General features: G+C 64.1%; 22 protein-coding genes. 10 read left to right on the top strand and 12 right to left on the bottom strand.

Features of this window, described 5'->3' with window-relative positions:
- Positions 1 to 3 precede the first annotated feature (3 nt).
- Both KIT02_RS07345 and KIT02_RS07340 read right to left on the bottom strand, forming a co-directional pair.
- A complete protein-coding gene (locus KIT02_RS07345; protein WP_297584243.1) occupies positions 4 to 801 on the bottom strand; it encodes an ABC-2 family transporter protein in 798 nt (265 codons plus the stop codon).
- Positions 798 to 1,802 carry an ATP-binding cassette domain-containing protein gene (locus KIT02_RS07340; RefSeq protein WP_297584242.1) on the bottom strand — a complete coding sequence of 335 codons (1,005 nt, stop codon included), beginning with the start codon at positions 1,800 to 1,802 and terminating at the stop codon, positions 798 to 800. Before KIT02_RS07340 ends, KIT02_RS07345 begins: the two co-directional genes overlap by 4 nt.
- A gap of 177 nt (positions 1,803 to 1,979) precedes the next feature.
- Between KIT02_RS07340 and KIT02_RS07335 the strand changes: the two genes are divergently transcribed.
- Complete coding sequence (locus tag KIT02_RS07335; RefSeq protein WP_297584239.1) at positions 1,980 to 3,653, top strand: hypothetical protein; 1,674 nt, start codon at positions 1,980 to 1,982, stop codon at positions 3,651 to 3,653.
- Here KIT02_RS07335 and KIT02_RS07330 read toward each other — a convergent pair whose 3' ends face one another.
- The 5 genes from KIT02_RS07330 to KIT02_RS07310 all read right to left on the bottom strand — a co-directional run bounded on the left by KIT02_RS07330 (position 3,654) and on the right by KIT02_RS07310 (position 10,040).
- Positions 3,654 to 4,007, bottom strand: coding sequence for a YciI family protein (locus KIT02_RS07330; RefSeq protein ID WP_297584237.1), 354 nt, complete (start codon positions 4,005 to 4,007; stop codon positions 3,654 to 3,656).
- Positions 4,008 to 4,261: 254 nt separating this feature from the next.
- Entirely contained in the window at positions 4,262 to 6,670 is a 2,409-nt protein-coding gene (locus tag KIT02_RS07325) for a membrane-bound PQQ-dependent dehydrogenase, glucose/quinate/shikimate family (RefSeq protein WP_297584235.1), read from the bottom strand.
- Positions 6,667 to 7,194 carry a MarR family transcriptional regulator gene (locus KIT02_RS07320; protein WP_297584232.1) on the bottom strand — a complete coding sequence of 176 codons (528 nt, stop codon included), beginning with the start codon at positions 7,192 to 7,194 and terminating at the stop codon, positions 6,667 to 6,669. The genes KIT02_RS07325 and KIT02_RS07320 overlap by 4 nt, the downstream gene beginning before the upstream one ends.
- Positions 7,195 to 7,374: 180 nt before the next feature.
- Positions 7,375 to 9,255, bottom strand: a complete 1,881-nt coding sequence (gene uvrC / locus KIT02_RS07315) for an excinuclease ABC subunit UvrC (protein WP_297584229.1) — start codon at positions 9,253 to 9,255, stop codon at positions 7,375 to 7,377.
- Positions 9,252 to 10,040: an SDR family oxidoreductase gene (locus tag KIT02_RS07310; protein WP_297584226.1), complete on the bottom strand. Its 789-nt coding sequence runs from the start codon at positions 10,038 to 10,040 to the stop codon at positions 9,252 to 9,254. The genes uvrC and KIT02_RS07310 overlap by 4 nt, the downstream gene beginning before the upstream one ends.
- Before the next feature lie 199 nt (positions 10,041 to 10,239).
- On the opposite strand from KIT02_RS07310, the gene KIT02_RS07305 reads away from it, so the two are divergent.
- Both KIT02_RS07305 and KIT02_RS07300 read left to right on the top strand, forming a co-directional pair.
- A complete protein-coding gene (locus tag KIT02_RS07305) occupies positions 10,240 to 10,548 on the top strand; it encodes a hypothetical protein (protein WP_297584223.1) in 309 nt (102 codons plus the stop codon).
- Positions 10,549 to 10,618: 70 nt separating this feature from the next.
- Complete coding sequence (locus KIT02_RS07300; RefSeq protein WP_297584221.1) at positions 10,619 to 11,542, top strand: DMT family transporter; 924 nt, start codon at positions 10,619 to 10,621, stop codon at positions 11,540 to 11,542.
- Between the two features lie 2 nt (positions 11,543 to 11,544).
- Here the strand turns inward: KIT02_RS07300 and KIT02_RS07295 are convergent, their stop codons facing one another.
- Entirely contained in the window at positions 11,545 to 11,940 is a 396-nt protein-coding gene (locus KIT02_RS07295) for a DUF2177 family protein (RefSeq protein WP_297584219.1), read from the bottom strand.
- Between the two features lie 140 nt (positions 11,941 to 12,080).
- Between KIT02_RS07295 and KIT02_RS07290 the strand changes: the two genes are divergently transcribed.
- A complete protein-coding gene (locus KIT02_RS07290) occupies positions 12,081 to 12,521 on the top strand; it encodes a hypothetical protein (RefSeq protein ID WP_297584216.1) in 441 nt (146 codons plus the stop codon).
- A 50-nt stretch (positions 12,522 to 12,571) separates the two neighbouring features.
- On the opposite strand, the gene KIT02_RS07285 is transcribed toward KIT02_RS07290, so the two are convergent.
- Positions 12,572 to 13,045, bottom strand: a complete 474-nt coding sequence (locus tag KIT02_RS07285; RefSeq protein ID WP_297584213.1) for an SH3 domain-containing protein — start codon at positions 13,043 to 13,045, stop codon at positions 12,572 to 12,574.
- 109 nt (positions 13,046 to 13,154) lie between these two features.
- A complete protein-coding gene (locus tag KIT02_RS07280) occupies positions 13,155 to 13,577 on the bottom strand; it encodes a MarR family winged helix-turn-helix transcriptional regulator (protein WP_297584211.1) in 423 nt (140 codons plus the stop codon).
- A gap of 146 nt (positions 13,578 to 13,723) precedes the next feature.
- Between KIT02_RS07280 and KIT02_RS07275 the strand changes: the two genes are divergently transcribed.
- Genes KIT02_RS07275 through hemH form a run of 3 tightly spaced genes read left to right on the top strand, consistent with a single transcriptional unit; the run spans position 13,724 to position 17,412 of the window.
- Positions 13,724 to 14,623 (top strand): LysR family transcriptional regulator, encoded by a 900-nt coding sequence (locus KIT02_RS07275; RefSeq protein WP_297584208.1) that lies wholly within the window; start codon positions 13,724 to 13,726, stop codon positions 14,621 to 14,623.
- A 9-nt stretch (positions 14,624 to 14,632) separates the two neighbouring features.
- On the top strand, positions 14,633 to 16,297 hold the full coding sequence (locus KIT02_RS07270) for a DUF1007 family protein (RefSeq protein WP_297584205.1): 1,665 nt from the start codon (positions 14,633 to 14,635) through the stop codon (positions 16,295 to 16,297).
- Positions 16,298 to 16,344: 47 nt separating this feature from the next.
- Entirely contained in the window at positions 16,345 to 17,412 is a 1,068-nt protein-coding gene (gene hemH, locus KIT02_RS07265) for a ferrochelatase (protein ID WP_297584203.1), read from the top strand.
- Here the strand turns inward: hemH and KIT02_RS07260 are convergent, their stop codons facing one another.
- The gene (locus KIT02_RS07260) at positions 17,413 to 17,766 is read right to left on the bottom strand and encodes an SH3 domain-containing protein (RefSeq protein WP_297584199.1); all 354 of its coding nucleotides are present in this window, start codon (positions 17,764 to 17,766) and stop codon (positions 17,413 to 17,415) included.
- A gap of 198 nt (positions 17,767 to 17,964) precedes the next feature.
- Between KIT02_RS07260 and KIT02_RS07255 the strand changes: the two genes are divergently transcribed.
- Positions 17,965 to 18,870: a DMT family transporter gene (locus KIT02_RS07255; RefSeq protein ID WP_297584197.1), complete on the top strand. Its 906-nt coding sequence runs from the start codon at positions 17,965 to 17,967 to the stop codon at positions 18,868 to 18,870.
- A 9-nt stretch (positions 18,871 to 18,879) separates the two neighbouring features.
- On the opposite strand, the gene KIT02_RS07250 is transcribed toward KIT02_RS07255, so the two are convergent.
- Complete coding sequence (locus KIT02_RS07250; RefSeq protein WP_297584195.1) at positions 18,880 to 19,266, bottom strand: DUF2147 domain-containing protein; 387 nt, start codon at positions 19,264 to 19,266, stop codon at positions 18,880 to 18,882.
- A 314-nt stretch (positions 19,267 to 19,580) separates the two neighbouring features.
- On the opposite strand from KIT02_RS07250, the gene KIT02_RS07245 reads away from it, so the two are divergent.
- Both KIT02_RS07245 and KIT02_RS07240 read left to right on the top strand, forming a co-directional pair.
- Positions 19,581 to 20,174 carry a thymidine kinase gene (locus KIT02_RS07245; protein ID WP_297584193.1) on the top strand — a complete coding sequence of 198 codons (594 nt, stop codon included), beginning with the start codon at positions 19,581 to 19,583 and terminating at the stop codon, positions 20,172 to 20,174.
- A 2-nt stretch (positions 20,175 to 20,176) separates the two neighbouring features.
- Positions 20,177 to 20,575 (top strand): acyl-CoA thioesterase, encoded by a 399-nt coding sequence (locus KIT02_RS07240; RefSeq protein WP_297584190.1) that lies wholly within the window; start codon positions 20,177 to 20,179, stop codon positions 20,573 to 20,575.
- Positions 20,576 to 20,599 lie beyond the last annotated feature (24 nt).

Here is a 20,599-nt window from a genome sequence, read left to right as displayed (position 1 = left end):
CGGTCAGCCTCCCTGTACGATCATGCGGTGCCGCGCCTTCGACCACAGCCAGGCCAGGCACAGCGCGAGAATGGCGAGCCAGCCGATGCCGATGCCGAGGTGCAGCACGCTCGCCATGGGATCGAGTTTGCCCAGATAGACGGCGGCCGGATAATAGAATCCCCAGGCAAAGGGCAGGTAGCTGAAGGACGCTGCCAGTGCCGGCGGCAGGAACCACATCGGCACCACCAGGCCCGAGGCCAAGAGCAGGATGCCGGTGAGGAACCATTCCAGCGAAAATGCCGTCAGCAGCCAGAAGGCCAGAAGCCCGCAGATCGCGGCCAGGCAGAACATGATCAGCCAGGAATTGATCCAGTAGGCCACGAACATGACGCCGTGAAACAGGCTCGCCGGTGGCAGAACGCCAACGGTGAGCCCGACGATGATGACCACGGGCAGCACGATCGTGACCAGCTCGAATACATAATGGCCGACATGGCTGGCCATGACCGCCAGCGGATAGTGCAGGGGGCGCAGCAGGTAGATGGACACATCGCCGGTGCGCACGGCGTCGCCGATATCGTGCAGCAACTGGGAGTGGTCCCAGCGCAGGAGCGAACCGACGAGGACGGCATAGGTCACCATCTCGGGCAGCGTGACACCATCGACCGTCGCCATGCCGGCATAGGCGGCCGTCCACAGGGCGATGCGGGCAAAGATATTGACCAGGTCGCCAAAGGCATTGGCCCAGACCTGGTTGCGATAGGCCAGGCGCGACTGGAAGGCGGTGGCGGTGAAGGCGGGATAGGACAAGGCCCTCATGGCGCGGTGCCGGCCAGGCCCGGCTTGTTCTGATAAAAGGTGCGGATGACCTCCTCGATATCGGGCTCTTCGAGCTTGACGTCCTTGAGCCCGCGGCCACGGCCCACCTCGTTGAGCACGTCGAGCAGCGAGGTTTCCTCGCGCTCGAGCAGGTAGTGCTTGGCAGCGCCGAGATCGGTGGTGAGCGTGGCGGTGGTCAGCGCCAAGGGGCCTGGATCGGTGTCGAATTCGAGGGTCAGCCGGCGGCGCGAGCCCAGGGTGGCGCGCAGGCGCGTCAGCTCGCCATCGAACAGCAGCTTGCCATCATCGACCATGATCAGGCGCGGGCAGATTTCCTCGATATCGACCAGGTCATGGGTGGTGAGGATGATGGTGGTGCCGCGCTTGTGGTTGATCTCGGCCAAGAATTTGCGCACCGCATCCTTGGCGACGACATCCAGGCCGATGGTCGGCTCGTCCAGGAACAGGATTTTCGGATCGTGCAGCAGCGCCATGGCAATCTCGGCGCGCATCCGCTGGCCCAGGCTGAGCTGGCGCACCGGGCGGTCGAGATAGGACGCCATGTCGAGCATCCGGGTCAGATAGGCCAGGTTTTCGGCAAAGCGGGTTTCGGCGATATCGTAGATATGGCGGTTGAGCGCGAAGCTGTCGCGCACCGGCAGGTCCCACCACAATTGGCTGCGCTGGCCGAAGACCACGCCGATTTCGGCGGCATTGACCATGCGATTGGCATGGGGCTCGCGGCCGAGCACCGATAGGGTGCCCGAGGATGGGACCAGGATGCCGGTCATCATCTTGATCATGGTGGACTTGCCGGCGCCGTTGGGCCCCAGATAACCCACCGCCTCGCCGGGCTGGATGGTAAAGGAGATTCCGTCCACGGCCCGGATATCGGTGTATTGCCGAGAGAGCAGGCTGCGGATGGCTCCGCCCAAACCGGTCTGGCGCTTGAGTTGATGGAAAGTCTTGCAGACGGCGTCGGCGGCGATGATTGCGGTCATGGCTCTGGCTCCCCGGCGCGGCAGGCTAGCCGATTCTGCCCGCACGCGAACCCGTCATCTCTGCCCCCTTATGGGGGGTGAAATTGCCGGCCCACGACCCGATAAGAAATTGGCCGCGGCAGGGCGCAGGGCGTGTTTGCCGGCCAAACCCGATGCCTGTCACGATCTGGAGTCCTGATGCGCCATCTGCTCACCCTCATCATCGCAACCCTGGTCGCGGTCTCCGCGCCCCGGGCGCAGAACCCGCTGGATGGCATGAGTGTGGAGGAACTCGAGCAGTTGCTGGAGCAATATGACCAGCAGATCGAACAGCTCGAACAGCGCGAAAGGGACTATGACGCCGATCTCGAGATCATCGATGGCATGATCGAGGATATCGACCGGACGCTGGAAGACAACGCGCCCTATACCGCATTCGAGCCGATCCCGCTGCTCGGTGTGGACGAACCGGCGGCGCCACCCCAGGCGCCCATCACCGTCCCGGTTGGCCTGCCGTCCGACCCTATGGGCTTTAATTCCTGGTGCTTCAACACCCTGTCCAATTTCGGGGTCCGGCATGGCTTTCCCGATACGCATAGCCGCGATCTCGCCGGCTTTGCCATGGCCGATGCCAGCCAGCGCATCCTGCGGCTGAGCACCGATGCCGGCTATGACGCGGCCATGCGCGAGACCTATGACAAGGCCATGTTCGACAACACGATTGCCGTGGCCGAACGGCTTGCGACCGGCACAGCGAGCGCCGAGGAGACTGCGCTTTACGATGCATGCCGTGCCAAGGGCGTGCGCGGCGTGCGCTATGCCGAGCTCCACGTCGCGCCGGTGGAGGGCCTGCATGACAAGATCTGGTGCGCCAGCACCTTGGCCATTTTCAACCAGCGCCAGATGATCGGCGGCGGGCCCGAGCGGGTGGCGCGGGCGCAGCGGGCCCTCGAGGCGCTGGATACGTGGCTGGGCCATGAATTCAAATATATCGCCATCGCCGATGCCGACCGCGACGTGCTGGAAAACGGCTACTATTTCCGCTCGCTGGTGCAGGTGGACGCCTTCCAGTTTTCCCAAGGCGACAAGGGCAGTTTCGAGCAGGATTACGAAATCTGCTTTCCGATGGAAGAGCTGACTCCTCCCGTGTTCCGGATCGATATTCCAGCCTTTCCGCCGCAGCGGCCGGCGCAGATCGCCTCGGGATGGGACTATCCGCTCAGCTTCGATTTCCGCTTCAATGCCTGGTGCTATGGCGCCATGCACCAGGTGGCCGAGGGCAGCGTGGCCGGAACCACGGTCGCGCCGGACGATGCAGAGGCGATGATCGGCACCATTCATGACCTGTTGAGCGCGGAAGGCACCACACTGGGCCTCAGCGCCGAGCAGGTCGCGGAGATGGAAGTCGAGGCCTATCACGATGCCGCCTTCGAGTTCTCCTGGCCCGTCGAGGAGGGGGCGGAACGGCCGCTGACCTATGGCTATGGCTTCTGCACCAATATCGGGGTCGACTTCACCAGCATGTTTGGCGACGTGGCGCCCGACCTGCGCGCCACCGCTGAGGCCGAATTCGATGACGCCGTCTGGTGCCTGGCCGGCCTCGAAAGGGTTCTGGGGTCGGAAACCCGGCGCGAATACCGCTCGGCGCTGGAAGAGGGGATGCAGTCGCTGGGCAATATCGCCGCCCGCCATGGTCTCGACCTGGGCCTCAATGGCGAGGAGATGCTGGCGCGGCTGGCCGCGATGAAACCGCAGGTGGACGCCGAAATCCGCACGCGGCGGCGGCCGGATGGCATGCTCATGATCGCCCATTGCCTCGATCGCGGCGTGGGCTATCACGAGGAGTTCTACAACTGGGTCGATCCAGAGTAGTCAGCCGCCCATGTTGAATTGCTGCAGGTCGAGAATGGTGACTTCCCCGTCCCATTCCGGCCAGTGCTGCCGGTGCAGGTCGATGAAGCGTTCCGACCATTGCACCGCCTCGGCCTCGGTTTCGAGCTGATAGATGGCATAGCCGCCAAGCACTTCCTTGGCTTCGGCATAGGGACCATCGGTGGTCATCTTGCCGCTGCGGGTGGTGACCTTGCCAGCCAGCGCCATGCCGCCTGTCTCGATCATTTTCGCGCCGGCTTCCATGCCCAGCTGCATGATCGCGCCCATCAGCGCCGGAGGCGGATTGGTCGCAATTTCGGGGTTGAGCGTCGTGACCATGGTGAGGAATTTCATCGGATGTCTCCTAGAGCGTTTTCAAGAAAAGTGGACGCCACTTTTCTGGTTCGAAAACGCGACCAATCAAAGAGTTAGAGCATTCGTTCTGATTCTATCAGAACGAGAGATGCTCTAAGGTGATGCCGGAGCGACGGGCGGGGCATGGCGGTTTCGACACCTTACGCCTCTTGCACGAAAAAGGGGGAGTCCGGATCGCTCCGATCTCCCCCGAATATGGTGGTCTCGCCCGATCGGAGCGAGGCCGGCTGCATTTAGCCCGGCAGCTTGAACGCCACCACCTTGGTGGAGAAGCGCGACTGGATGGCGCCCTGACCACCGGCGACGATGGCAATATATTGCTCGCCGTCGAGCGTATAGCTGATCGGCGTGCCGCCTGCCGCGGGCAGCTCGTACTGCCAGACGACTTCGCCGGTGGCGAGATCATAGGCCCTCAGGATGCTGTCCTTGGCTGCCGAGATGAAGCCGATGCCGGAGGCAGTGATCATCGAGCCGCCATGGGTCGGCGTGCCCATGGGGAATTCCCACGGCACCGAGATGCCCAGGGCCCCGCTGCCCTTGGACGAGCCGAAGGGGTGGGTCCACAAGAGCTTGCCGCTGTTGAGGTCCACGGCGCTGATATAACCATAGGGCGGGTCAATGCAGGGCACGTTGAGGGCGGTGAGCCAGAAATAGGGCTCGGCGGCATAGGGTACGTTGGCCTGCGCCACAAGGCCGCCGACTTCGCGCGGATCGCCCCATTCGCCCTGCGGCGTTGCACCCTTGGCGTCGGCCTCTTCGCGCGTCAACAGCTCGACATAGCTGGCAAAGCGATTGGAATTGACCAGCATGACGCCGCGCGTGGGGTCAACCGAAACGCCGCCCCAGTTGATCGAGCCGAAGGTGCTCGGGGTCTGGATCGACGGGGTCAGGCCCGGTAGGGTGTTCGTGCCCTCATAGCGCGCCTGCTTGAACTGAATGCGGCAGTAGAGCTGGTCGAAGGGGGAGACACCCCACATGTCGGCCTCGGTGAGGTCGGCATTGCGGAAGGACGGCAGGCTGTTGGAGAGCGGCTGGGTCGGCGATGGCCGTTCCTCGGGTACTGCTCCGCTCTGCGGCATCGGCGTTTCCGTGACCGGGAAGATCGGCTCGCCGGTGGTCCGGTCCAGCACGAAAATCTCACCGGCCTTGGTGGGCTGGATCAGCGCCTGGCGCATGGTGCCAGTCGCGTCGGGCAGGTCCAGCAGGGTGGGCGGGGAGGCGACGTCGTGGTCCCACAGGTCGTGGTGCTTGGTTTGGAATGACCAGCGCAGGCGACCGGTTTCCGCATCCAGGGCAACGACGGAGGAGCCGAATTCTTCGTCGAATTCGCGGCGCTGGCCGCCGAAGAAGTCGACGCCACCGGGATTGCCCAGAGGCAGGTAAACAAGGCCCAGTTGCTCGTCGGCTGATGCCGGAGCCCAATTGTTCGGTGTCGAGGTGGTGTAGAACTCGCCCTCGGGCGGGACGCCGGTCTGGCTCGGGCGGCCCATGTCCCAGGCCCAGGACAGTTCGCCGGTGACGGCATCGAAGGCGCGAATAACGCCCGAGGGTTCGCCCCAGTATTGGCCATCGGTGATCCAGCCGCCAACGACGACCTTGCCGCGCACATACGTGGGAGCGGACGTGATCTTGTAGTAGCCGTCGATCAGCATGCCCTCGTGATCGGCCATGCCGGCAGACAGGTCCACCATGCCGCCAGTGCCAAAATCGGGACAAAGCTGCCCGGTGGCGGCATTGACGGCCACGAGCTTGGCAGTGCCGGTGCCGGCAATGACGCGCTCGGCGCACTCGCTGGTCAAACCCGGTTCAGCGTGGAAGGCAACACCCCGGCAGGTGCCGCCGTGGCCTTCGGAAGCGTCGTACATCCAGCGTTCAGCGCCGGTGGCCGCATCCAGCGCGAAGACCTGGCTGAACTGGTTGCACATATAGATGGCGTCGCCGATCTTGAGGGGCGTGGAATTGTTGGCCGGAATGCGGCCGACATCCACGGACCAGGCGACTTCCAGGTTCTGCACATTGTCGAGGGTGATCTGGTCGAGCGGCGAGAATTTCTGACCGCCCTGATCGCCCCCGAAATAAGGCCAGTCGGCGCCGGTCTGCCCTGCCGGAGTGGCGCCATTCGGTTCGGGGAAGGTGCCGAAGCCGGTCTGGAATCGCGGGTCGGTGGGCAAGTTCGGGGCATTCACGGCGTATAGGCCGGCGCCCAGGCCGACAGAGACGACCGTGCCCGCGACGAGCAGTCCAAGCCCGCCTGCAGGAACTTTGGACGCGAGGCCGAGCCTGCCGCTGAGAGCGTGCTGGCTCCAGGGCAGCAGCAGCCAAATGCCGAAGGCTACCGGGATCATCAGGCGGGGCATGAGCGCCCAGCCGTCGAAGCCGACCTCCCACAGGGCCCAGACGACCGAGATGGCCAGGGCGAGGGCAAACAGCCAGGCGCCGGTGCGCCGGCCCATGCCGAGCAGAATGGCTGCGCCCAGGAAGAGCAGGCCGGCAACGACGTAGTAGAGCGAGCCGCCCAGCGCCGCCAGATAGCCGCCGGCGCCGACAAAGATCAGCGCCATGATGCCCAATACGACTGCGAACAGCCACATCAGGCCCTTTTCGATCACGTGCGGCCTTCTGCCGCCCAGGTCCTGGGTCATTTTCTCTCCCCCGAGTTTGGTCTTGTTGAAGTTTGTGTCGCGACGCCGTTCTGCGCGGCGGGCGCGGTGTCGTAGAGGTCGTGGTTGACCTCCTCGGAAAGCGCTTCAATGCTTCTGAGGTAGGTCGCGATTGCCCTTAGATTTTCATCCGAAAGGTCGGCAGTCGCTGCGACGTAGCGATCGCTGATGCGCAGGTGCAGGGCGATTATGTCTGCGGCCTTATCGGCATTGAGCACGATCAGCACGCCGCGCCGGTCATCGGGATTGGGGATGCGCGAGATGTATCCGGCCTGTTCAAGCCGGTCGAGCAGGGCCGTGCCGGAACCCGATGTCAGGCCGAGAAAGGCAATGATGTCCTTTGGGCTCGCGGGGCCATCTGAGCGATACAGAAAGCCGATGCAGCGAAAGTCTGTCGGATGAAGTCCGCCCTGGCGCGCAGCGCGTTCGGTGGCGTCCTCGGCTCGCTGGATCATGTGAACGAGCGCGACGGTGACAGCGTCGGCAAGGGACTGGGACTGGTTCAAATATCTACACCGTCAATAATCTTGATCATCAAGATAAATAAGTGTGACAAAATGCGCAAGCATCTGCGGCGTCAGGGCAGGAGGACTATCCGGGAGCGTTTTCAGAAAAAGTGGACACCACGCTTCGGGCATCGAACCGAGGACCGAAAACGCGTCCAATGCTCCAGGGTAGATCTGGCGTCAGTCCGTGCGATTGAAGTGATCGTAGATCAGCTGGGCCATGGCGCTGGAAATGCCGGGGACGGCTTCGAGATCGGTGAGTGAGGCGCGGCCGACGGCTTTGGCGGAACCGAAATGGTTGAGGAGGGCGCGTTTGCGGGTGGGGCCGATGCCCTCGATCTCGTCGAGCGGGTTTTTCACCTGATCCTTCTTGCGGCGGGCCCGATGGGTGCCGATGGCGAAGCGGTGGGCTTCATCGCGCAGGCGCTGGACATAATAGAGCACCGGGTCGCGGTGCGGCAGCATGAAGGCGTCCCGGCCTTCCATGAAGAATTTTTCGCGCCCGGCATCGCGCTCTTCGCCCTTGGCGATGCCGATGAATGTCACTTCGCGCGGCAGGTTGAGCGCCGCGATCACCTCGCGCACGGCATTGAGCTGGCCGGCGCCACCATCGATGAAGACGACATCGGGCCAGTCCGGCATGGCGGAGGCATCGTCCTCGACCTCGTCTTCGGTTTCATTGGCGAGGCGCGTGAAGCGGCGGGTCAGCACCTCGCGCATCATGCCGAAGTCATCGCCGGCGGCGATGTCGGATTTGATGTTGAAGGTGCGGTAGTGCTTCTTGGAAAAGCCCTCCTCGCCCGCAACGACCATGGCGCCGACCTGGTTGGTGCCCGAAATGTGGGAGTTGTCATAGACTTCGATGCGCCGGGGCATGTCCTCGAGCCCGAACGTTTCGGCCACACCTTCCAGCAGCGCCCGATTGGAGGCGCCTTCGGCCAGTTGGCGGCCCAGTGCTTCTCGCGCATTGTTGAGGGCGTGGTTGACCAGGTCGCGCTTCTCGCCGCGCTTGGGCTGCTCGATATAGACGCGGCGTCCGGCGCGGGAGGACAGGGCCTCCTCCATCAGGCCGTGTTCGGACAGGTCATGGCTGATCAGCACCAGCCGCGCCGGGGTGCGGTTCTCGTAGAACTGGCCGACAAAGGCCTCGAGCACTTCGGCATCGGTAAGGCTGGCATCGGCGCGCGGGCGATAGGGATAATTGCCCCAGTTCTGGTAGGCGCGGAAGAAGAACACCTGCACGCAGAACTGGCCGCCCTCGTGGTGGATGGCGAAGACATCGGCTTCTTCCACCGAACGGGCCGTGGCGTCGCCCTGGCTCTGAATGAGTGCCAAAGCCGAAAGCCGGTCGCGGATAAGCGCAGCACGTTCGAAATCAAGGTCTTCGGCGGCCTGGTTCATATCGGCCTGCAGATGCCCGCGCACGGCATCGGACTTGCCCGAAAGGAACTGGCGGGCATCCTCGACCAGTTCGCCATAGGCCTCGAGGCTGATCTCGCGGGTGCAGGGCCCGGCGCAGCGCTTGATCTGGTATTGCAGGCACGGCCGGGTGCGTGCGGCGTAAAAACTGTCGGAGCAATTGCGCAGCAAAAACGCCTTTTGCAGGCTGGCAATGGTGCGCCCCACCGCCGTGGCCGAAGCAAAGGGGCCGAAATAGTGGCCCTGCCGGCGCCTTGTGCCGCGATGCTTGGTGAGTTCGGGCGCCTCGTGATCGGTGGCGATCAGGATATAGGGAAAACTCTTGTCGTCGCGCAGCAGCACGTTGAAGCGGGGTTTCAGCCGCTTGATCATGTTGGCTTCGAGCAGCAGCGCCTCGGACTCTGTCTCGGTCCGCACGAATTCCATACTGACAGTCGCCGCAATCATGCGCTGCAGGCGCAGTTCGAGCCCGTCGGGCCGGGTGTAATTGGTCACCCGCGCCTTGAGGTTGCGGGCCTTGCCGACATACATGACCTCGCCCGCGGCATCGAGCATGCGATAGACGCCGGGCGCCGCGGGCAGGGTGCGCACGAAGGCCCGGATGACGTCGGGTCCGGAGGGCGGGGCGGGTTGCTCGGTCATGGTCTGGGCGTCGGGCCGCGCTTGGGCAGGTATTCGAGGTGCCGGCCGCCATCAAGGGCCAGCATCTGGCCGGTATAGGAGGGCATGGCGAGGATCGCCAGCACGCCCCGGGCAATGGCTTCGGGGCCGGCATGGCGCTGCAGGGGCAGTTCTTCCACCGATTGCTCGAACTCGGCCTGGGTCTGCCCCTTGTGCGGCAGGACCGGGCCCGGGCCGATGGCATTGACGCGCACGGCCGGCGCCAGCGATTGCGCCAGGGTGCGGGTGGCCGTCCACAGCACCGACTTCGAGAGCGAATAACTGAAAAAGGCCGGGGTCTGATGCAGGACGCGCTCGTCGATAAGGTTGATGATATTGCCCTCGACCCCGGAGGGCAGCTGGGCGGAAAAATCGCGCGCGAGAAACACCGGCGCCTCGGCATGAACGGCGAAATGGGCGTCCCACAATTCCTCGTCGACATCGGTGGCGCTGTCCGGCTCGAAGATCGAGGCATTGTTGACCAAGACGGTCAGCGGGCCAAAAAAGGCGGCAGACTTTGCAACCAGGCTTGCCCGCTGCTGGCGCTTTGCCAGATCGGCCCGAATGATCTGGGCCCGGCCGCCTTCGCTGCGGATGCGGGCCTTGAGGGCCTTGGCGCCCTCGATATCGGAGCGATAGTGGATAACGACGGCATAGCCTTCCAGGGCCAGCGCCATGGCGATGGCCGCGCCGATTCGGTCCCCGGCACCGGTCACAAGGGCGACCGGGTCGATATTCTGGGCGTGTGGGGCGGATTCTGGCGGCATGACTATCGCAAAAAATTCGGGCTGGAATGGCCGGACCTTAGGCCGGATCGGCGCCTGACTGCAATCAGGCCGGGGCCTCAAGATGTGCGGTGTCGCGGCGCCAGATTATGGCAGCAGGGCTGTACTTCCGTCTCCGCCAATTCAGGCGTAGCGTGATGATGTGCAGGCAGAATCTGCACTCATGTAGAGGGGGATACTCATGGAAATGGTCGTTTCGCTGCTCGTGCAGCTTATCGGCGGCGGTGCCGGCGGCAATGTGATTGGCCAATTGGCCAAGAAACTCAGCCTGGGAACGGCGGGCAATTCTATCGTTGGTGCGATCGGTGGCCTGGCGGGCACCTGGCTGGCCGGCATGATTCCAGGGCTTGATACATTGGTGGGCGGCATGGGTGCCGCCGGATCGCTCGATATCGGCGCGCTTGCCGGGCAGGGCGTCTCTGGTCTCGTGGGCGGCGGCGTGCTGACCGCGATTGCCGGGCTGATCAAGTCGGCCATGGCGAAATCCTGATTTTCGGTTCACACATCAACGTCTCGCGACCACCGGTCGCGGGGCGTTTTCCTGTCCGGTAACCCTCTCCATGTCGACTGCCAATGCCGCTCCGCGCGCGGACCAGATCGGGCGCGGTATCGCGCTGACTCTCCTCACCATCGTGGTCTTCGGCGTTCAGGACGCCATCGCCAAGCTTTTGGTGCAGGACTATTCGCCCTTCCACATCACCATGATGCGCTATTGGGGCTTTGCCCTGTTCGCACTGATCATGGTCATGCGCCAGGCGCCGCTGCGCCAGGCCCTGGCGTCCCGCGCGGCGCGCTGGCAGGTGCTGCGCGGCGTGCTGCTGATCGCCGATATCTGGTGCTTTGCCCTGGCGCTGCAAAGCGTGCCGCTCGGCGAATTGCAGGCCATCGTCATCGTCTATCCGCTGCTCGTCACGCTGTTTGCCATTCCGGTTCTGGGGGAACAGGTGGGCATATTCCGGTTCGGCGCCGTGGCGGCCGGGTTTTTGGGCGCGCTGATCATCATGCGGCCGGGTGGCATTCCGCTCGATTGGGGCGTGGTCTATGCGCTGGGGTCGGCGGCGTTCTACGCGCTCTATATCGTCATCACCCGGAAGGTCTCCGGCGTGGACCGGCCTGCGACGAGCCTTGCCTATGCGGCCCTTGTAGGATTGGTGCTGTCGAGCGCGGTGGGGGTGTTCTTCTGGCAGCCCATGGCCTGGGGCGATTTTGCCCTTGTCGCGGTGATCATGGTCACCACCTGCGCTGGCCATGGCCTCATGGTCTTCGCGCTCGGCATGGCCCCGGCCAGCGTGTTGCAGCCGTTCAACTATTTCTCGCTGCCCTGGGCGATCGTGCTCAGCATCGTGGTTTTCGGCCACTGGATCGATGCGATTTCGCTCCTCGGTGCCGCTGTCATCGTCGCTGCGGGTCTGGTGGTCATGGCGCGCGAGCGGGTGCGCAAGGTGGCGATCGTCACCGATACGCCACCGGCCGGGCACGAATAGGGTCAGGCGAAAAAGCGGGCGATCCAGACGCCGCCAGCGGCGCTGACGGCCGTCAAGGCGGTGCCCCAGGCCATGTCGACGGCGGCCACCAGCGGCGAAAATCCCTTCACGGTGGAGAGGTTCGTCAGGTCATAGGTGCCATAGGCGACAAGGCCCAGCACGGCGCCCATGAGCAGCGCCTTGAGCACATCGCCCTCGGCTGGAGCCGCCACCAGGATGACGATCCCCGCGACATAGGCCAGGTAGAACAGACCCGCGATCACCAGATTGGGCTGGTCCAGCAACAGGCCGTCGAGTTCGCGGAAATAGAACGACTTGCCCATGGTGCTGAGCCAGATGAAGTCGAGCGGGAAGAACACGAGGACGCAGGCGAGATAGAGGATCAGGTACTTGGCCATGGCGTGTCTCCGTTCAGGGCTCATGATGAGATACGGCGGAATCGCCGCGCAGGATCACTCCGGCGATCAAAAATCGACACTTGGCGGTTGAAGTCGGGGGAGGCAAAGGGCATGTCTCACACGATCAGGGAGGGACAGGCATGATCGTGCTGCTGGAAATCGCGCTCGTATTGCTGCTGGTGGGCGGCGGGTGGACCATGTTCAACCGCAATCGCCACAAGGACAAGCGCGAGGCGCTGACGCTGCGGCGGGTCGACGCCTATATCGAGACCATCAGGCGCGAACGCACCAATCCGGCCCTGGTAGCGATGAGCGATACCGAATTGCGCGACCTGCTGCATTCGGGCGCCCGCAACCTCAAGGCTGCCGAGCAGAAGAAGCATTGGACCCTGTTGGCCATCGGCGCCGGCAGCCTGATCGTTGCCTCCATGATCGGCAGCCAGGAGGGCTGGATCGGCTTCGCCATAGCCGCCGCCGTCGGCGCTATCGTCGCCTATGGCACCAATGAGTTTCTTGATCGGCGGATGCGCGCGCCGCTGGAGCGGGACGGCATCGATGTCGATAGGCTGACCGTGGAATAGCCAAAAGAAAAGCGCCGCCCGTTGGGGCGGCGCGATGAGCGAGCTACGTTTTAGCTGTTGACGCAGAAGTAGCCGTTGGGGCCGTTGAAGCAGAAGCTGGCGCCCGGGCCATCCGGCAGCGGATAGGGATAGACGGGCGGGCGCGGTGGCCGCGGATAGACCGGCGGACGCGGGGGATAAGGATCCCAATGCGGCGGGCGCGGGTTCCAGTGCGGCGGGCGCGGAGGCGGACGCGGGGTCCAGTCGTCATCATTCCAGCCGGGCCGGCCGGAGCGCAGGTAATTGGCGGAAACCCAGCCATCCGGGCCGCGCTTTTCGACAAAGCACCAGCTGCCGCGACAGTATTGAACATCGACCTGCTGGCCGCGATAGAGCGTATCGACGACGCGATAGCCCGTGCCCGGGCCCGAGCGCACATTGACACTGGTGGTGGCGACGGCAGGAGCCGCCGCGGCGGCAACCGTACCGACGACGACGGTCGCCGCAGCCAGGGCGGCGGTGAGGATTTTTCGGTTGAAAGCCATGGGCGTTCTCCTTCGATCGGCGTGGTCACATTCTGCGACACTTGCGCAGAGTTAAGCCGATCCTGGATGAACCCAAGCTGAACGTTTTGTTAAGGGTTGTGCGGGGGCGTTAGCTGCGCAACAGCTCGACGAAACGCCCCAGGGTTTTGGAGAATTTCTTGCGCTGCTTGGGTTTCAGTTCGCCCAATAGCGCCTCTTCGAGTTGTTCCCAATGGTCGGACAGGGCATTGCGGATGCGGGCGCCGCGCTCGGTCAGGGCCAGGCCCGGTTCGAGTTCGGGCCCAACGGCCTGGCGGGTGATGAAGTCGCGCCCGGCCAGCCGGTCGAGGCGTCCGGCCAGCGCTTCCACGTCCAGCCCGAGTTCGGCGGCAAGTTCGGTCTCGGTGGTGCCGGAGCGGCCCAGAACGAACAGGATGGCGTCGTCGCCCGGCTCCAGACCCTTGTCGAGAACCGGCACGAGCAGCGCCTTGTGCGCCAGTTGTCCGGCTTCGATGAGCCGGTAGAGTGCCGAGCGGGAACTAGGTCTGGACATAGGCGGGAAAATAGTCCGAACTCCGGGCATGCGTCGATCCAGCTCGCATCCTATCGTTAATCGGGCGCCGACCAAGCCCCGTTATTGTTCACCCTACGCAGATGAGTTATGCGTCTGGGGCTGACATTTCCCGAACCAGGACGCCGATGACGCAGGACCTTGCCCGCATCCGTGCCTTCGTACAGGTCTTTGACTCCGGTGGCTTTTCTGCGGCAGCACGCCAGCATGGGCGCTCAAAAGCCCTGCTCAGCAAATATGTGACCGATCTCGAAGACTATCTCGGCGTGCGGCTCATGAACCGCACCACCCGCAAGCTCAGCCTGACCGAGGCCGGGGAGACCTATTACCGCGAATCCTCGGCGCTGTTGCAGCAGCTCGACGATCTCGATGCCTCGATCTCCGACCAGACCACCGAGCCGCGTGGCCTGCTGCGCGTTTCCGCGCCACGCAATTTCGGGGAAACGACGCTGGCGCCGGCGATCTTCGAGTTTCTGCGCCAGCACCCCAAGGTCGCGCTCGATCTGAGGCTTGAGGATCGCTACGTGGACCTGGTGGATGAAGGCGTGGATGTCGCACTGCGCATTTCCACGCTCACCGATTCCTCGCTGATCGCCCGCAAGATCGCCGACATGCATGTGATTGCGGGCGCCTCGCCGGCCCTGCTCAAGACGGTGGGCACACCCAAGCATCCCGAGGACCTGCGGCATCTGCCCTGCATTGTCGACGTCAACCTGCAGGGACAGTCGAACTGGCGCTTCATCGAAGATGGCAAGACCATTTCGGTGCCGGTCAATGGTCCCTTGCGGGTCAATTCGCCGCTGGCGGCGCGTACGGCTGCGGTGATGGGCCTCGGTTTTGTCGTATTGCCGTCCTATCTCGCCGATCCGAAGGTGGCGAGCGGCGAACTGGTGCCGGTGCTGCAGGATTTCCTGCCGACCGGACAGACGCTGCAGGCTGTCTATCCGCATCGCCGCCATCTGGCCGGAAAGGTGCGGGCCTTGATCGATCACCTGGTGGCGTGGTTCTCCACCCATCCCATCTCCTAGGGGCAATCCTTGGCACATTCGGCTTGGCGCGGCGGGTTGGCCGGTTTGGCTCTGTGCGTTCTGGCCGGCGCACAGCCGGCGCTGGCGCATCCCCATATCATGATCGACGCCAAGGTGACCGTCGGTTTCGACGCGGAAGGGCGCGTGGCCCGGCTCAGCCATAGCTGGACCTTCGACACCGCCTTTTCGGTGTGGATGGTGCAGGGGCTCGATACCGATGGCGACGGCACTGTGACGTCCGCCGAAATGCAGGATCTCGCCGACGAGAACATGCTCGGCCTCGCCGATTTCGCCTTCTACACCTATGCCGGCGACGACATGGCATTCACCCCGGCGGGCGACCAGCACATGGTCTATGCGGATAATCGCGTGACGCTGGATTTTACCATCGACGCGGTGACGCCCGAGGCGCCGGGCGAGCGGTTTGAACTGGCGGTCTATGACCCCGAATATTACGTCGCCATCACCACGGCCGACATAGCCGATGTCACCCTCGAAAACGCCCCTGCCGATTGCTCGGCGCATCTGGAGCCGCCGGTGCCGATGAGCCCGGAGGTGGAGCAGCGGCTCTATGCCCTTGGACCGGAAGTGCTCGAACTGCCGCCCGATCTGGCCGCCGCCATGCGTGGCACCCAGGGCATGGTGGTGATCAATTGCGGCGACCAGCCCGCCGCCGCCACTGCCGTCGAAGCGGTGACGCAGATGGCCCAGCAACGCACGACCGCGCCGTTTGGCGGTCCGCCGCCGGAGGTGGGTCTCAACCTGCCGCGCACCGGGTTTTTCGGCTGGCTGCAGAACCAGCAGCGCGATTTCTATGCCGCCATCACCGCCTCGCTCGATGCATTGCGGACCGACTGGACCGCCTTCTGGCTGCTGGGCGGGTTGAGTTTCCTCTATGGCATTTTCCACGCGGCGGGGCCGGGCCACGGCAAGGTGGTCATCTCCTCCTATGTGCTGGCCAATGAGCAGCAATTGCGCCAGGGCATCGCCCTCAGCGCGCTTTCGGCGCTGCTCCAGGCGCTGGTGGCCATCGGCTTCGTGCTGGTGCTGGCCGGCGCGCTCAACCTGACCAGCATTGCCATCGGCGAGGCAGCCCACTGGGTGGGCGTCCTGTCCTATGGCCTTGTGGCGCTGCTGGGTCTGTGGCTGGTGCTGCGCAAGCTGTTCGGATGGGGGCATCACCATCATCACGATCACGGCCATCACCATGCGGCCGACAAGGCCCATGCGCATCTCTATGAGGGCGAACACCATCACCACCACGACCACCATGAGCATGGCCATAGCCATGAGCATGACCACGACCACGACCACGGCCATGACCACATGCACCATGCCGTTGCGCCTGCCGACCTGCGGGGTGGATGGCGCGAAAAACTCGGCGTGGTGCTCGCGGTAGGGCTGCGGCCCTGTTCGGGCGCGCTGGTGGTCATGGTGTTCGCGCTGTCGCAGGGCCTGCTGGCCGCGGGCGTGGTCTCGGTGCTGCTGATGGCCCTGGGCACGGCGATCACGGTGGCGAGCCTGGCCAGCATCGCCGTCGGCGCCAAGGGGCTGGCGCGACGCATCGGCGGTGCGGACAGTGCCACGGCCCATGCCATCGTCTGGTGGGCCGAACTGTTGGGCGCCGTCCTGGTCCTGGCCTTCGGTGTGCTGCTGCTGATCGCCAGCCTCTGAGCCCAGGAGGCGGCGCGACCCATCGCCGCCTTGCGGTCGGGGCGCAAATGGGTAAGGTGCGCGCCATTCTGGAACGCTTCCAATCTGGCCCCATGTCGCAACACCTGCCTGCCCAACATCCCGCCGTCACCGAGCAGAAGATCGGTGTGGTCCTTTTGAATCTGGGCACGCCGGACGCAACCGACTATTGGAGCGTTCGCCGCTACCTCAAGGAATTCCTGTCCGATCCGCGCGTCATCGAGACCCCCAAATGGCTGTGGTGGCCGATTCTCAATCTCGCCATCCTGAGTTTCCGCCCGCAGAAAAGCGGCCATGCCTACGCGCAGATCTGGGACAAGCAGCACAATGACAGCCCGCTGCGGCTGATCACCAAAGCCCAGACCGAAAAGCTGGCGGACCGCTTGGCCGGCGACGGCATCATGGTCGATTTCGCCATGCGCTACGGCAATCCGTCGACGCAATCGGTGCTCGAGCGGATGCAGCAGGCCGGGTGCCGGAAGATTCTGCTCGTGCCGCTCTACCCGCAATATTCAGCGACGACCACGGCCACCGCCAATGACAAGGCGTTCGATGCGCTGCGCAAGATGCGCTGGCAGCCGGCCGTGCGCACCGCCCCGGCCTATTTCGAGGACCGGAAATATATCGAGACGCTGGGCAATTCGATCCGCGATGGCGTGGCGGCGCTCGATTTCGAACCGGACCTGGTGATCACCTCCTATCACGGCATGCCGGTGGAGTATCTCAAGCGCGGCGACCCGTATCACTGCCAGTGCTTCAAGACCACGCGGCTGGTCGGCGACTATCTGGGTTGGCCCAAGCACAAGCTGATGGTCACCTTCCAGAGCCGGTTCGGGCCGACGGAGTGGCTGCAGCCCTATACGGACAAGACGCTGGAAGCGCTGCCCGGCAAGGGCATCAAGAAGGTGGCGATCCTGGCCCCGGCGTTTTCCGCCGATTGCATCGAGACCCTGGAAGAGATCGCCATGGGCGGTCGCGACACGTTCCTCGAGGCGGGTGGCGAGAAGTTCGCCTATATTCCCTGTCTCAACGACAGCGCGCCGGGCATGGACATGATTGAGGCCATGGTGCGCCGCGAGCTCTCGGGCTGGCTGTAACTACCAGCCCGGCCCGGCGAAATCGGGCGGGGTGACGTGGATTTTTGCGGCTTCGCCGACGATCGAGCCATAGGTCACCCAGCCATAGTCGGTGATCTTGCACCATTGGGTCGAGCCGGCGGGCCATAGGACATGCCCGCCCATGCCGATGCCGCCGCGATCGGAATCGCTGTCGGTCTGCGTGCAATATTCGAGTGTCACCTCGGTGCCATCGGCAAGTTGGCCGATGACCTCATAGCGATTATCCGGTCCGGCATGGACATTGACCGTGCCGCTCGCCCGCGCGGTCGGCTGGGCCAGCGCGGCCTGGCTCATGGCCAGCAGGGCGATCATGGCGAGACTGTAGCGAGGCATGGGCTTCTCCGCTTCGGGCTTGTCTGTCCTCCATCCCACATACGGCAAATGCAAGGCGCTCCCGTTTATTTGCGAGGTGATCCCTTGGCGTGCATCCGCCGCGTCTGGTCCGCCGGAATGCAGGCCATTCCTGCCGAGATGTCTTGTGCGCCGTGGGGGTCGGAGGATATGGCATGGCGTCCCAAAGCTGGAAGTCCCATGCCGCGTCCCCTTGCTACCCTCCTTCTGTTGATCTGCACCATGTTCTGGGGCTTTGCCTTCATTGCCCAGAAATCGGCCATGGACAGCATGGGGCCACTGAGCTTTGCGGGTGTGCGCTATCTCCTGGGCGGTTTGCTGGTGCTGCCACTGGCCCTGCACGAGCGCCGCCGCCGGCCCATCGCGCTGACGCGAACGCATTGGCTGTTCATTGCCGGCATGAGCATGGTGTTCTTTCTGGGCTCCTGGCTGCAGCAGGCGGGCCTTGCCACCACCACGGCAACCAATGGCGGTTTTCTCACCGGGCTCTACGTGTTCTTCGTGCCGCTCTTGGGATTTCTGCTGTTCCGCACCCGCCCGCATCCGATCGTCTTTGCCGGCGTGCCGCTGGCCCTGATCGGCATCTACTATCTCAATGGCGGCGGGCTCGAGAGCTTCAATTCCGGTGATTGGCTGATCGTTGGCAGCGCCGTCTTCTGGGCCATGCACGTGATCCTTCTGGGGCACGTTGCCAGGGCCACGGGCCTGCCGATCTTCGTGTCCTGCATCAGTTTTCTCGTTGCGGGCGGGCTGGCATCGGCCATTGCCCTGGGCACCGAGGCCCCGACTTTTGCGGCCATTTCGGCAGGCTGGGTGGAAATCGCCTATGCTGCGGTGCTCTCGACTGCGGTCGGCTTTACCCTGCAGGCCGTGGCGCAGCAGCATGTGCCGCCCGCCAATGCGGCGATCGTTTTGTCGGCGGAAAGCCTCTTTGCGGCATTGGGTGGCGCGCTGGTGCTGGGTGAGCGGCTGCCGCTCATCGGTTATGCCGGGGCGACGCTGATTTTTGCCGCCATCATCCTGGTCGAGGCGCTGCCGCCGCTCTGGCAGCGGCGGCGGGCCCATGCGCCCCGGATCACAAACTGAGCCGAAGCGTCAGTCCATGCGGTACATGCGGAAAGTACGGCAGGCGACGAGGAAGAGGCATCCGGTGATGGTCATCTCATCGTCCGAAACCTGCTCGATGGTGCCGGAGGCGGTCTGGCCATAAAGGTGCAGGTCGCCCTTCCAGCGGCCTTCGCCATCGGGCTTGGCCTGGTTGATCAGGAAGGTGTTGAGATAGGGCAGGTTCTCTTCGGTATCGGCCCCGTTGCCCAGCCAGATCAGCTTGGCGCACAATTCGGTGCCGTCACCGCACAGGGTCACGTCATAGCGGGAATCGCGATATTCGATTTCCCAGGTTCCTGCCGGGGATGCGAAAGCCGGGGCGATCGTGGTCAGCCCGACGACCATCGCCAGGGCCCATTTGCTCAGTCGGTTCATGAAATACTCCTCGGATCACCGTGGCGCGCACCCTGTTCTAGCACGGATGAACGCAGGCTGAACACGATCGTCACGGCCCCGTCATATGCTGGCAATAGGTTGGGCATGTCCCGGCTGTCCCCATTGGCCCGGACCGCCCGAGCCGCGTCCCCCAACGCCGCAGGGCCATGCGATGTTCCCCCGCCAAGGCAACATCGCGACCGACAAGTCGGTCCTGGCCGCCCGAGGGCGGCCTCTTTTTTGTGGAGCGGCCGACAATTTGGCTCGCACCGGGGGCCAGCCTGCGTCACAACACCAGGGACGAAGGCGGACCCATGGCCAAGCTCTACTTTTCCTATGCGGCGATGAATGCCGGCAAGTCCACCTTGCTGCTGCAGGCGGCCTATAACTATCGCGAACGGGGCATGCGGCCGCTGCTGTTCACCTCGGCCCTCTATGCCGAGGGCGGCGTCGGGCTGATTTCCTCGCGCATCGGCATTTCCGAGGAGGCCGAGCTCTATGCGGCCGGCGACGACCTCTACAATGTCATCCGCGACGAGCACGAGCAATCCCAGGTCGATTGCGTCTTTGTCGATGAGGCGCAGTTTCTGACGCGCGAGCAGGTATGGGAACTGGCGCGGGTGGCGGATCGGCTCAAGATCCCGGTCATGTGCTATGGCCTGCGCACCGATTTCCAGGGCAAGCTGTTTCCCGGATCGATGGAACTGCTCGCCGTGGCCGACATCATGCGCGAAATCCGCACCATCTGCACCTGTGGCGCCAAGGCGACCATGGTGGTGCGCCAGGACTTGAGCGGCCGCGTGCTGACCGACGGCGACCAGGTCGCCATCGAAAAATCGGTCTATCTGTCCCTGTGCCGCAAGCATTGGGAAGAAGCTGTTGGCCGCTGGCCGGTGAAAGGACCCTGATCATGCAGCCTAATGCCGCCGAGCCGACCGGTACGCTGACCATCCGCACTCTGGCCATGCCGGCCGATACCAATCCGGCCGGGGATATCTTTGGCGGCTGGGTGATGAGCCAGATGGACATTGCCGGCGCCATTGCCGCTGTCGAAAAGGTGCAGGGCCGCGTGGTCACGGTGGCTGTAGAGGCCATGACCTTTATCGCCCCGGTCAAGGTTGGCGATGTGCTGTGCGTCTATACCAGGATCGAACGGCTGGGGACCACATCGGTCACGGTTGGCCTGGAGGCCTGGGTTCGCCGCAATCGGCTGGACGACCGCCAGAAGGTGACCGAGGCGCGGTTCGTCTATGTGGCGCTGGACGAGCAGGGCCGCAAGCGGGTCATTGGCGGCGCGCCAGCCGGCTGAGGCCGTTCAGCCTGCATTCATCTT

Source organism: Devosia sp. (assembly GCF_025809055.1).
Taxonomy (GTDB): domain Bacteria; phylum Pseudomonadota; class Alphaproteobacteria; order Rhizobiales; family Devosiaceae; genus Devosia.
The sequence above is the reverse complement of the archived record's forward strand: the minus strand, read 5'-3'. Positions and strand labels throughout refer to the sequence as shown.

Coding starts and splice junctions, on each gene's coding strand:
- KIT02_RS07305 (WP_297584223.1), top strand. CDS start 10,240: ATGGAAATGGTCGTTTCGCTGCTCGTGCAGCTTATCGGCGGCGGTGCC.
- uvrC (WP_297584229.1), bottom strand. CDS start 9,255: ATGACCGAGCAACCCGCCCCGCCCTCCGGACCCGACGTCATCCGGGCC.
- KIT02_RS07275 (WP_297584208.1), top strand. CDS start 13,724: ATGACGCAGGACCTTGCCCGCATCCGTGCCTTCGTACAGGTCTTTGAC.
- KIT02_RS07345 (WP_297584243.1), bottom strand. CDS start 801: ATGAGGGCCTTGTCCTATCCCGCCTTCACCGCCACCGCCTTCCAGTCG.
- KIT02_RS07285 (WP_297584213.1), bottom strand. CDS start 13,045: ATGGCTTTCAACCGAAAAATCCTCACCGCCGCCCTGGCTGCGGCGACC.
- hemH (WP_297584203.1), top strand. CDS start 16,345: ATGGGTAAGGTGCGCGCCATTCTGGAACGCTTCCAATCTGGCCCCATG.
- KIT02_RS07325 (WP_297584235.1), bottom strand. CDS start 6,670: ATGACCCAGGACCTGGGCGGCAGAAGGCCGCACGTGATCGAAAAGGGC.
- KIT02_RS07290 (WP_297584216.1), top strand. CDS start 12,081: ATGATCGTGCTGCTGGAAATCGCGCTCGTATTGCTGCTGGTGGGCGGC.
- KIT02_RS07300 (WP_297584221.1), top strand. CDS start 10,619: ATGTCGACTGCCAATGCCGCTCCGCGCGCGGACCAGATCGGGCGCGGT.
- KIT02_RS07255 (WP_297584197.1), top strand. CDS start 17,965: ATGCCGCGTCCCCTTGCTACCCTCCTTCTGTTGATCTGCACCATGTTC.
- KIT02_RS07340 (WP_297584242.1), bottom strand. CDS start 1,802: ATGACCGCAATCATCGCCGCCGACGCCGTCTGCAAGACTTTCCATCAA.
- KIT02_RS07295 (WP_297584219.1), bottom strand. CDS start 11,940: ATGGCCAAGTACCTGATCCTCTATCTCGCCTGCGTCCTCGTGTTCTTC.
- KIT02_RS07310 (WP_297584226.1), bottom strand. CDS start 10,040: ATGCCGCCAGAATCCGCCCCACACGCCCAGAATATCGACCCGGTCGCC.
- KIT02_RS07250 (WP_297584195.1), bottom strand. CDS start 19,266: ATGAACCGACTGAGCAAATGGGCCCTGGCGATGGTCGTCGGGCTGACC.
- KIT02_RS07280 (WP_297584211.1), bottom strand. CDS start 13,577: ATGTCCAGACCTAGTTCCCGCTCGGCACTCTACCGGCTCATCGAAGCC.
- KIT02_RS07240 (WP_297584190.1), top strand. CDS start 20,177: ATGCAGCCTAATGCCGCCGAGCCGACCGGTACGCTGACCATCCGCACT.
- KIT02_RS07335 (WP_297584239.1), top strand. CDS start 1,980: ATGCGCCATCTGCTCACCCTCATCATCGCAACCCTGGTCGCGGTCTCC.
- KIT02_RS07245 (WP_297584193.1), top strand. CDS start 19,581: ATGGCCAAGCTCTACTTTTCCTATGCGGCGATGAATGCCGGCAAGTCC.
- KIT02_RS07260 (WP_297584199.1), bottom strand. CDS start 17,766: ATGCCTCGCTACAGTCTCGCCATGATCGCCCTGCTGGCCATGAGCCAG.
- KIT02_RS07330 (WP_297584237.1), bottom strand. CDS start 4,007: ATGAAATTCCTCACCATGGTCACGACGCTCAACCCCGAAATTGCGACC.